Origin of the sequence: Allocoleopsis sp. (assembly GCF_036703385.1) — a bacterium.
Classification (GTDB): domain Bacteria; phylum Cyanobacteriota; class Cyanobacteriia; order Cyanobacteriales; family Coleofasciculaceae; genus Allocoleopsis.
In genome coordinates this window covers 1-11,653 of the sequence record NZ_DATNPA010000422.1, presented here as the reverse complement: position 1 = coordinate 11,653, position 11,653 = coordinate 1, and the positions used below count along the sequence as shown (strand labels likewise).

At 44.4% G+C, this 11,653-nt stretch carries 6 protein-coding genes and 1 pseudogene; all 7 read left to right on the top strand.

Annotation, left to right across the window (positions count from 1 at the left end):
• On the top strand, nucleotides 1-2,601 hold a 2,601-nt coding region (locus V6C93_RS20820; protein WP_333478589.1), incomplete at its 5' end, for a methyltransferase domain-containing protein.
• Nucleotides 2,602-4,680 carry an alginate lyase family protein gene (locus V6C93_RS20815; RefSeq protein ID WP_333478588.1) on the top strand — a complete coding sequence of 693 codons (2,079 nt, stop codon included), beginning with the start codon at nucleotides 2,602-2,604 and terminating at the stop codon, nucleotides 4,678-4,680.
• 13 nt (nucleotides 4,681-4,693) lie between these two features.
• Nucleotides 4,694-5,515 (top strand): ABC transporter permease, encoded by an 822-nt coding sequence (locus tag V6C93_RS20810; protein ID WP_333478587.1) that lies wholly within the window; start codon nucleotides 4,694-4,696, stop codon nucleotides 5,513-5,515.
• On the top strand, nucleotides 5,508-7,301 hold the full coding sequence (locus V6C93_RS20805; RefSeq protein ID WP_333478586.1) for an ABC transporter ATP-binding protein: 1,794 nt from the start codon (nucleotides 5,508-5,510) through the stop codon (nucleotides 7,299-7,301). Before V6C93_RS20810 ends, V6C93_RS20805 begins: the two co-directional genes overlap by 8 nt.
• 406 nt (nucleotides 7,302-7,707) lie before the next feature.
• Nucleotides 7,708-9,549: an ABC transporter ATP-binding protein gene (locus V6C93_RS20800; RefSeq protein ID WP_333478585.1), complete on the top strand. Its 1,842-nt coding sequence runs from the start codon at nucleotides 7,708-7,710 to the stop codon at nucleotides 9,547-9,549.
• A gap of 155 nt (nucleotides 9,550-9,704) precedes the next feature.
• Nucleotides 9,705-11,351, top strand: a complete 1,647-nt coding sequence (locus tag V6C93_RS20795; protein WP_333478584.1) for a hypothetical protein — start codon at nucleotides 9,705-9,707, stop codon at nucleotides 11,349-11,351.
• Between the two features lie 117 nt (nucleotides 11,352-11,468).
• Nucleotides 11,469-11,653, top strand: a pseudogene (locus V6C93_RS20790) (asparagine synthetase B); the annotation flags it as partial.

Genomic DNA, 11,653 nt, shown 5'->3' with positions numbered 1-11,653 from the left:
GAACGCCACAAAATACAATTAAACTTGCCCTCCCTGCAAGCGATTACCGACCCATTTCAGGAGTTGGAACATCGCCAGAACATTGAAGGCGTTGTGATTGGCCTACAGCGGGGCTGGTTGGGATGGACACATCTGAGGTTAGCCCAAAAGGCGTTAAAGCTCAATCGGCGGGTGTGGTTGTACTGGCCCAAAGAAGACGCGATCGAACGTGTCGATGAAGAACGGCTACTGAGTCATTGGCGGCATTTATTTGTTATTCAAGGTTACAAGGCTCTGCGCCCTCTGCAAGCTGTTGACAAATCGGCATTGCGCGAACATTATCGACTTGCACGCAGCATCTATCGTGGGCAATCTTACACGTACTTGGGTCGCCAAGCTGATGGAAAAACAGCGAGTGTAGCAAACATCGTCGCTGAATTGGAAGAGGCGCTCAGAAGCGCTGAACCTATTCCTCTAACTCACCTCGATTGCCAACCAGATACTGAATATCCGCTCAAAGGGTGTGGTGTTTATTTACGCACAGACTTCTGGGTACGGATCGATTCAGGCGGCAGCTATGGTCATACCTGCCATGTAGCGAAGGAACTCGCCCAAGTTACCGAGAAGCTGGTGTGCTTCATGCCCTACTGCTATTCGTTGCTAGATGATTTTGGTATCCCTCAAGTGGTTCTCGATCCGGCTGGAGAGGATGGCAGTGAAGAAACGATTTTACAGAGTACCAAGCACTATTACCAACTTTTAAGACCCGCGATCGAGAGCTTGCGTCCGCTTTATATCTACGAGAGGTTGTGCTTGGGCAATTATGCAGGCGTCCTCTTGAGTCAAAAGCTGAAAATACCCTACATCGTTGAGTACAACGGTTCAGAAATCTCCATGAAGCGGAGTTTTGATGGTAATGGGTATCAATATGAGGATATTTATCTCAAAGCAGAAGAAGCAGCGTTTCGACAAGCTACTTTGATTTCTGTTGTATCAGAAGCGGTTAAAGAGGATTTGGTCACACGCGGGGTCGATCCATCCAAAATTTTAATTAACCCCAATGGTGCTGATATCCAGGCTTATGCTCCTTTACCTGCTGACAAAAAAAGCTCCCTGCGCCAGGAATTAGGCTTCGACGACTCCCATCGGGTTATTGGATTTATCGGCACCTTCGGCGGTTGGCACGGAATTGATGTACTAGCGGCGGCGATTCCTAAAATTTGTCACCAGCTTCCCGAATGTCGCTTTCTCCTCATTGGTGATGGCAACTACAAGCATTTAGTGGACGAACAGATTGCCAAGCATCAACTTTCTCAACAAGTATTAAGTGTTGGTCGCGTTCCCCAGAAAGAAGGTGCTCGTCTCCTAGGGGCTTGTGATATTTACGTTGCCCCTCACAACAGCCATATGGTCGATCGCCGCTTCTTCGGTTCTCCAACCAAGCTCTTTGAGTATATGGCTCTAGGGGGCGGTATTGTAGCGAGTGACTTAGAACAACTTGGTCAGGTTCTTTCCCCCGCTTTGCGTGTTGGAAACCTGGGCGACCCAGATCTAACGGTGAGCAACCAACGTGCTGTGCTGTGTACCCCTGGCGATATCGAAGAATTTGTCAGTGCTGTTGTAGAATTAGCCAAACGACCTGAATTGTGCCAAATTCTGGGTCAGAATGCACGTCAAGCGGTCGTTGAGCATTATGCCTGGAACCATCACGTCGCCAAACTTTGGCGATTTCTCAGAGGAGAAATCGCATCACAGGGGTTGACTGTTGATTCCCCAAACAACAATATCGAGCAACTCGATTTACAAAAGCTCGATACGGGCGATGCCTATAAAAATGAAACGCAATCCCAGTGGAACAATAATCCTTGTGGTTCACAATACGTCAAACAGGCACAGCGTCATACCCTAGATTGGTTCTTGGAAGTAGAAGCATACCGCTATGGTGAATACGCGCCCTGGATGGCAGAGACGATGGAATTTGCCAAACATAGGGGCAAAAAACTTCTAGAGATTGGCGCTGGAATCGGTACCGATCTGTGCCAATTTGCTCTAAACGGTGCTGATGTTACTGATGTTGACCTTTCAGCTGGACACTTGGAACTGGCTAAAGAAAACTTTAGATTGCGGGGTTTGACAGGTAACTTTATTCACCAGGATGCGGAAGATTTACCGTTTGATAACAACAGTTTTGATGTTGTTTACAGCAATGGGGTGATTCACCATACCCCCAATACAATCCAACTGGTGAAGGAAATTTACCGCGTACTTAAACCTGGTGGAAAAGTCATTATTATGGTCTATGCTGAGAACTCATTACACTACTGGCGGAGTCTGGTTGGTAGCCTTGGACTTATGAAAGGTGAGCTACTGGATGTCTCAATGGGTGAAATCATGTCGCGTCACGTTGAGATTTCTGAAAATAATGCTAAACCTCTGGTTAAGGTCTATACCAAAAAAAGACTGAAAAATATGTTCAGAGAATTTGTCAATATCGAGATTGTGCAACGACAAATTACAGCACCCGAATTACCAATTCCGCTACGCTGGTTCCCGTTGGACTTGGCTGGCAAACTGGTAGGCTGGAACCTGGTGATCAAAGCGAATAAACCGGAGAAGGCGTAAATGGTTGTCCGGCTACCTAATTGGTTAAGGCGTTTAGCCAAACGCGCACCCCAGCAAAAACAAGCGAAAGAGCTATCTTTGCCAGATTTGACTTCCGATTTAGCCAGCGTGGGTCTCTCTTTTGATCGCTGGTATGAGAGTCTGCAAGGGTTAGGGCGCTTGTATGTGGAGTTGTCGGCAGAAACGATAGAGCATCTGCGATCGGGGCACAGCGATCGCATCTCTACTACCATTACCGCAGCCAATCACATCCTTGCCCATCAGTTCGACTTACTTGGCAGCGGCAAATATACACCCATCGATCCAGAGCGTGCGATTAGTTCTCAGGGTTATCGTCCCATTGATTGGTACTTAGACCCGGTGTCTAAACTCCGCTTTCCTCAGGGAATTCCTCATAAAGAATGGAATTTATTCCAGATGCGCCCCAGTCAGGAGGCAGACATTAAGCTTCCCTGGGAACTAGCGCGGTGCCAGCATTGGGTAACTTTGGGGCAAGCTTATCGGCTAACCAACGATGACCGCTATGCCTGGGAAATTGCCCATCAGTTGTATGACTTCAGGGAAGCCAATCCAGTAGGCATTGGCATCCACTGGACTTGTACGATGGATGTTGCGCTTCGAGCCTTGAACTGGGCACTTGCTTTTTCCTTAATCGGTCAGTACCAAGGATTGTCAACCGAGTTTTGGCAGCAAGGCTATGAAGCTCTATTTGAACATGGGGTATTTATCTACGGGAATCTGGAAAATAACTACGAGGTGACCAGCAATCACTTCTTGAGTAATGTTGTTGGACTGTACTACCTAGCTAGTGTTTTTCGGGACTTGCCTCAGGGGAGTATTTGGAATCAGTTCTGCCGGGACTCTCTCGAACAAGAAATCCAGGTGCAGGTACTTGATGATGGGGCAGATTATGAGTCATCTGTCCCCTATCACCGTCTGGTAACAGAATTGTTTCTAGGTGCTGCCCGCCTTGCTAGGTTTCGGGGTGAACCTCTATCCGAGGCTTATTGCGATCGCCTCTACAAAATGGTTAACTTCCTCGTGGGGGTGATGCGTCCCGATGGCTTGATGCCCCAAGTTGGAGATGCTGATGATGGACGATTGCATATTTTCACCGACTACGGAACCTGGCAACCTCAAGATGCACGCCATCTTTTGGCTCCGGCTGCCTTCTTGCTGAATGAACCCGCTTGGCTGCAACAAGCTGGAGTGACTGGCTGTTGGGAAGCCGCTTGGTGGGGCTTCGAGATTGGACAACTTTCTCCAAAAGATCAGCCTCTACCCCCATTATTCAAGCTGTTTCCACAAGCAGGATTGGCTGTGATGCGGGAGGGCGGACATTATTTGTTGGTGAGTAACGGAGTGGTGGGCACCAAAGGGTTTGGCAACCACAAGCACAACGATCAGCTGAGTTTTGAATATCATGCTGATGGCATCCCACTCTTGGTTGACCCCGGCAGTTACGTTTATACTTCAGACTTCGCTACCAGAAACCTCTTTCGGAGTACTGGCTATCACAATACTTTGTGTATTGATCAGGAAGAACAAAATGAGATGCGCCCAGAATGGATATTTCGCCTGTTTGAAACAGCTTATGCAGAAAGCTTAGACTTTCGAGTTACCGAGCAGTATGGGGAATACTGGGGCAAACATAGCGGGTATCAGCGCTTGAGCCATCCTGTCACTCACGAACGTCGTTTTCGACTGGAAAAAGCATCAGGAGCCTTATTTATCCTCGACAGACTCAGCGGAACAGGCAAGCATCAGTTAGTCTGGCATTTTCATGGCGCTCCTGGGGTGGAAGTGACACAAGTGGAAAGGGGAATCTATCAGCTGTCTGCTGGAAATCGACAGTTTCACCTGCGTACTCCAGAAACCCTAGAGGGAACAATCAGCGATGCCTGGTATTCTCCTTCTTATGGCGTGCGGTTACCGTGCCGAGCGATTGACTTAAGCCTAAATACGGAACTCAAGGGTGCAGAATCCTGGTTTTTTGCAATGGCTGGTGAAGCGTGTTTTACACAACCCCAATGGGAAGCCCAATTAACATGTATTTGGCAGTCAATGGCTCTGGGATAACAGAAATAATTTTATGCGATCTATATTGACTACAATTGCTGGTTCTACATTAGATGCAAGTCGCACCATCCTGCGCTACCGAAAAATTATCTGGGCTACCACCAGAGTGGAACTTGCCAAACGCTATTCTGGCTCAGCACTTGGATTAGCATGGGTCTTTTTACATCCGGCTTTATTACTTTCCATCTATATATTCGTATACGTCGTAATTTTTAAAGTTCGGTTTCCGGGATATGCGCAGTCCTATTACGTCCTATATATATTCAGTGGTTTAATTCCTTACTTAGGCTTTTGGGATGCTATTTCTGGCGGGTCTTTATGCATTAAACAAAATATTCATTTAGTCAAAAATGTCATGCTGCCTATTGAGCTGATACCCGTAAGGGCAGTTGCTGTAGGCATGGTGACACAGTTAGTAAGTACAGGTATCTTAATTTTATTAGTAGGATTTAAAGGTTCCTTAACGTTTAATTTACTTTGGCTACCCTTGGTTTTTCTCTTACAGATCATGTTCCTAGTCGGTCTTGTTTGGATACTGGCTGCCTTGGCAGTGGTATTGCCAGATATTTCTTATTTTATAAATCTGTTTTTGCTGCTTTTAATGTATATATCTCCTATCGGCTTTACGCCCGATATGATTCCATCTAATTTAAAATTAATGATATATTTAAACCCAATTTATTACATGCTTGAGATGTATCGAGATAGTATACTAAAAGGGGAGTTGCCAGCCGTAGATACACTGATAATTTATTTGATTATCTGTATAGGATTTTTTGCGCTGGGTGCCGCATTTTTTAAACGATTCAAAAGTATGCTAGTGGATTATGAATAATGTCATTATCCAAGCTAGGGAGTTGACGAAGGTTTACCGTCTTTACAGTAAGCCTCAGTACCGATTTCTGGATATGTTCGGACTACTGGGTAAAAAACACGGGGTTTTTACCGAACATGCAGCGCTAGACGGGGTCAACCTGGATATCCGGCGCGGTGAAAAGGTGGCTGTCATAGGGCGCAATGGCGCTGGGAAAAGTACGTTTTTGAAGCTGGTAACCAAGGTCACCCAACCCACTTCAGGTCAGATTAAGGTAAGAGGCAAGGTACACGCTCTACTGCAAATTGGGACGGGTTTTCACCCAGATTTTACAGGTCGGGAGAATGTGTACGCTTACTTGGCTCAACTGGGGGTCATGGGTAGAGAGGCTGACCGCAAGTGTGCTGAGATTATTGATTTTGCTGAATTGGAAGAATATATCGATCAGCCGGTGAAAACCTACTCCACGGGTATGGGTGCTCGGTTGATGTTTTCCACTTCAACGGCAATTACTCCCAATTTGCTGGTACTCGATGAGGTGCTAGGGGTAGGGGATGCTTATTTTACTCAGAAAAGTTATGAGCGAATCCGGGAGTTATGCGAAGGGGAAGGGACTACGCTGCTATTGGTAACCCATGATATCTACTCAGCCTCAAAAATTTGCGATCGCGTAATTTGGATTGACCGAGGGCGCGTCTTAATGGATGGCGAGGCTCCGACTGTAATCAAGGCTTATGAAGACTCGATCCGAGCGCAAGAAGAACAGCGTTTGCGTTTGCGTAAACAGGCAAAGTTGCAAGAATTAAAAGCAAATCATCAAAGTCATGTACTTGATTCTATCTTGCTGGAAATACGCAGCCGGGACAACAAGCCACTGCCCTGTCCTGTCTATTTCAGCGAAATATCTCTCTATAATCAAGGTATGCCAATTGCCAGCCTGCCTCTCGGCATCAATGCCTTCGATAATGAAGACAACTCGCATTTACAGCAGGAAGCTACATCCTGGGGTGACACTGTTTTCTGGGAAGGGCGTGAATCCCGCCCCATGCTTAATTACGGTTCTCCGTTTCACAAAGTTGCAGGCGTGTTTGTGACTTCGGGACTATTCACCGAGGCCGACAAAACACAAATCGACTTATTGATGGAATATTGGTCGCATGAGCCTTGTGACCTTGTCCTACGGGCTTTTATAAAAGGACGTGAAATCGACTTAGGAGCTGTGCCACCCGCGCAGAGACGATGGGCTAAACATAGCGTTCAGTGGTTCTATGAGGAAAAGCAAGGCGAACAAAAGTATTCAAAGCCTTTGCCAGAAATTAATACTACTGGGGTATATGGTTCTGGTGACATTGTTGTCCGGAATGTAAAGACTATTGATGATTGCGGTAAAGAGACTCATTTTTTGACACATGGCAAAGGAATGAGCTTTTTAATCGAATACCAAATTGTGAAGCCAACGTTTAATGAAAAAGCTCAAGTAATCATTGTTCTGCACAAAGATGGTGTGCAAGAGGTGTGCCGCTTCATTACACGAGATTTACTGTTTAATACTATAAATAACAAAACAGGTATAATACGCTTACATATACCCAGACTTATGCTGGGTACTGGAACCTATTCTGTAACCATTATGGTCGTTAAAGAAAATTATTTTGATCAGCAACAAACAATATTTTTCTCAATTAATCCTAGTGTTTACGCCGTAATTTCAAAAATTATGGACATGGAAGTTATCGGTGGAGGTTTATTGGGTTCGGGCACTATATTTGTAGGCGATGGTGAGTGGTCTATGGAGGTTCTAAGTTAATTCAGTAATAAATTTAATATTTTGATCATAAATTCAATATTTTCTGAAGAAAATAATCGAGGCAAAAATCTCGAATACAAGTTTGAAGTGACTCAGTGCAGCCTCGCGGAAATAACTAAGCAGTTAGTCAAGGCTGACAAGTCGGCTCGGCAATGAGTTCAACCGCTTGAAAACTTCTGCGGAGCTGTACTCAGAGAAAATTTATCCGGATTATGAGCAAATAATAAAGAAGAATTATAAATACGATAGTATAGCGATGCGCTGAAGTGTTGGTAATTATAAACCAAGAGGCTGGAAAATCTGTCGTTCATAAGTCCTCCTTACCAGCAGCGGATGCATTATGAATAAGGTTTTTTGGCTCTGGGTGAGGCGTTTTTTAAACGAGTTAAAAGTATGTTAGTAGATTATGAATGATATCATTATCCAGGCTAGGGAGTTGAAGAAGGTGTATCGCCTCTACAGCAAGCCGCAGTACCGGTTCTTGGATATGTTCGGGTTGCTGGGCCAAAAACGGGGAGCCTACACAGAACATGCGGCCCTAGATCGCGTCGATCTAGATATCCGGCGCGGCGAAAAGGTGGCGATTATTGGGCGCAATGGCGCTGGGAAAAGTACCTTACTCAAGTTGATCACTAATGTTACGGAGCCGACATCAGGTCAGCTTAAAGTGAAAGGCAAGGTACATGCTCTGCTACAAATTGGGACGGGTTTTCATCCAGATTTTACGGGTCGTGAGAATGTTTACGCTTACTTGGCGCAACTGGGCGTAACAGGAAAAGACGCTGACCGTAAGTGTGCAGAGATTATTGATTTTGCTGAATTAGAGGAATACATCGACCAACCCGTGAAAACATATTCCACAGGAATGGGCGCTCGGTTGATGTTTTCAACGTCTACAGCTATTACTCCCAATTTATTAGTCCTCGATGAGGTCTTGGGTGTCGGCGATGCCTATTTTACCCACAAAAGTTATGAGCGAATTCGAGAATTATGTGAGGGTCAAGGGACGACTCTACTTCTAGTGACTCATGACCTTTATTCTGCCTTAAATCTCTGTAACCGATTTATTTGGCTCGATCGCGGAAAAGTACGGCTAGATGATAACGGCAAGACAGTTGTACATGCTTATGAACGCTCCATCCGCGACCAAGAAGAGGAGCGCTTACGTCAAAGACGTTTGACCGTTCTCAAAGAGAATATAAAATCGTCTACGGAGACAGAAGCGCTGATGTATGGTCAAATTCGCTGCTGCGATCGCCAGCCTCCCCAAGCCCCTATTCATATTTCTCACCTTCGCTTTTTGTCAGATAATACTGAACTGGCTGTCTTATCGACGGTGGATGAAGCTGCCACCCAAGGAATTCAGATTATTACCGAACCTGGTGAAGGGAACTGGAGCCAACCTTTAAATTGGCATGACCGACCTGCACGAGAATTTTCACCTCATGGTTCTATTTACTATCGGCTACCCTTTATTGTTAATAATCGTCAAGTCATTGAAGCAGCAGAGGCGGGTAATTTACAAGTTGAAATAGGTTGCTATAATAACAGCTCTCAATATCTAGAATTAGTGTTATTTCATCCCGATCGAATCCGGCAATTCTCCGGAAAGTTTACGGTAGTAGCTAGTCCTAGTTGGTTAGATATGCGGACTACGATTGAGGTTTATAGCGACCAATTAGATCAAGTTAGCTTACCTGGTGAAGTTGTGCGTTATGGTCAACGGGCTATGGAGATAGTGGATGTACAATTTCTAAATGCAGAAGGAGAAGAAACCTTTCAATTTGATATTGGCTCTTCAATGCGGGTACGATTAAAGTATCGCCTAAATGATCCCAGTTTTTGCGAATTTCCAACCCTGCTCATTGCTTTTCAAAAAGACGGAGTTGTCCGTAGCCACAGATTTTGGACAGACCAAATTCAGCTAGCCGCTAAAGAGTCTAAAGAAGGGGTGATTGAAGTGATAGCAGACCCACTTCTACTCTGTCGTGGCAGCTATGCGGTAACTGTTTCAGTCTTTAAGGAAGGTTATCTGACATCCTATGGCCCCAAACGCTTTTTCTCAGCAAACGATCAACTTTACGATATGCATAGTCGTGCCTACGAAATTGTGATTAAAGAGAGCATCAAATATCCACTCTGCAATGATGCAGTCTTTCAACATCCTTCAACTTGGCTACTTGATGGTATTAAAGTCACAGATAGTATGCCACTGAAGGAAACATTTGTAACATCTAAAAATCAATAGTTAAAAATTAATAGTTAACTTCTGAAATGTCATCTATAAAAGTATTATGTGTGACTCATTCAAGCCGCCCTTTCATGGAAGCGCGAGCCACGCTAAATGAACTCGAAAGACGGTTCTCTCCGGATAGGTTTACTCAGTTACCACCATTTGAGAGTTTGTCTGAGCTTGATAGTGCTGTTCCTTTTAGTGGATGCTTATCTTTATGGCTTATTGATGAAGTTGATAACTATCGGTTACATTTTCTCCGCCAATATAATCCTGGCTACAAAATACAGTCTGCGACTTTTCACGGCGATCATCTCCTTGTCTATGGTTCTGACCGGCTAGAAGTACTAGACACAGACTTTCAACTGATTAAAACTATTACTGACCCTTGGTTAGCTGGAGGACACACAGTTTATGTTGATCAGGAAGGCTTTGCCTGGGTTACAAGTGCCCCAGCTAACGCTATCTTAAAAATTAATCTTGATTCTGGCGCAGTGATCGAACGAATTCGCATCCCAGATATATATGGGCTTGGTTATCAGCTGAGTCCACAGGATGATTTGCGGCATCACTTTATTCCTACTGATTTACAGCCGACCCATGTCAATTGTGCCTATCCTATGGACGATGGCTTGCTAGTTACCTTATTAATTCCAGGGGCAGTCGGCTATTTTGACAAGCAAAGAAATTACCGGGAAATTGTCTCTGGTATTAGGGGGTGTCATGGAGGAAAACTAAACCGGGATACAGGTGAGATTTATCTAACAGATAGCCCGTCAGGAATTGCCTGGTTTTTTGACATTTGTACGGGTTCGAGCAAGGGACGCTTCCAAATAGAAAGTCGGTGGCTACATGATGTCGATCAAATTGCTGGACAGATATTTGCTGCTGGATTAGGCGACAAGAACGAAATTCAGATTTTTCACAGAAGTAATGGCGAAATTCTACAGTGTGTTGATTGCAGTCCCTATGGTCAGTCAGTAATGTTTATTAATACTTGTGAAATAGGGCAGCAGTGGTTAGAAGTATTGCAGCACTCATCCTGGGAACCACAACAAATAGAGGAGCTTTCTGATACTCTTCTTGGTGACGAAGAAGTAGTTCCCATTCTTAATCTAGATTTGTGGCATCCGGTTGAGTCGTCTCAGGCTCAGGTCAGTACTACTGTACACACTCAACAAAAACTCCAGTATGAATACCTTTTAGTCGGTTCAGAATTTTGTTTGCAACCAGGAGATTATGTATTTGAGGGGAAAATAGTCTGCCAAAAAGGAGGGCTAATAGCCGGATTACTCGATTTAGCCTCGAATAAATGGCTGTCAACACTTTCATTCGATTTGGTTAATCCTTTTCGCAGGGAGTTTCTGTCAGCATCAGAATCAAAGCAGCTTCAGGTAGTTTTAACAGCCTGTAATCCCCACAACAAAGGAGCCATTTTTGCTGAAGTTCAGCAAATCTCTCTACGTCAGATCCTTAATTCATCTCAAGAGTTTACCAATAAGTTAGACGAAGTAGTCGAGGCGGAATTCTCGTCCGATATATCAGTCAATGATGTAGAACAAGATTTATTAGCTAACAATAAATTAACAAAAAGAAAATACAGCGCTTTTATAAAGACACTGCAAAAAAGAAAAAGAGACTTACAAGCTAAACAAGAACAATTAGAAATAACTCAAGAACAATTGCAAGATACCCAAAAACACTTGGGAATGATTCAAGAACAACTGCAAAATACCCAAGGAGAGTTACAAGGAATAAAAAGTAGCAAATTATGGAAATTTTACACGTTATTATTGAAATTAAAAAAAGCTTTATAATACAACGAAATTAACAAAGCTCTACAAGAAATCCAGCCATCTCCCCTAAAATAAATAATTGCCTATTTGGATACCCAGGAAGCTAGAAAATCACTAAGTAAGGAAAGATTGCTATAAATGTGTGGAATTGTAGGAGCTTATAAACCTATTGGCGAGGTCTGTAGTTCAGAAGTCTTAATCGCGATGCGCGATCGCATGACGCATCGAGGGCCAGATGGAGCGGGTTTGTGGCGATCGCAAAATGGTAAGTGCGCTTTAGGACACCGCCGCTTGTCCATCATTGATTTATCGGATGCCGCCGC

Excerpts from the sequence above, each read along its gene's own strand:
- V6C93_RS20815 (WP_333478588.1), top strand. The coding sequence starts at position 2,602 with ATGGTTGTCCGGCTACCTAATTGGTTAAGGCGTTTAGCCAAACGCGCA.
- V6C93_RS20810 (WP_333478587.1), top strand. The coding sequence starts at position 4,694 with ATGCGATCTATATTGACTACAATTGCTGGTTCTACATTAGATGCAAGT.
- V6C93_RS20805 (WP_333478586.1), top strand. The coding sequence starts at position 5,508 with ATGAATAATGTCATTATCCAAGCTAGGGAGTTGACGAAGGTTTACCGT.
- V6C93_RS20800 (WP_333478585.1), top strand. The coding sequence starts at position 7,708 with ATGAATGATATCATTATCCAGGCTAGGGAGTTGAAGAAGGTGTATCGC.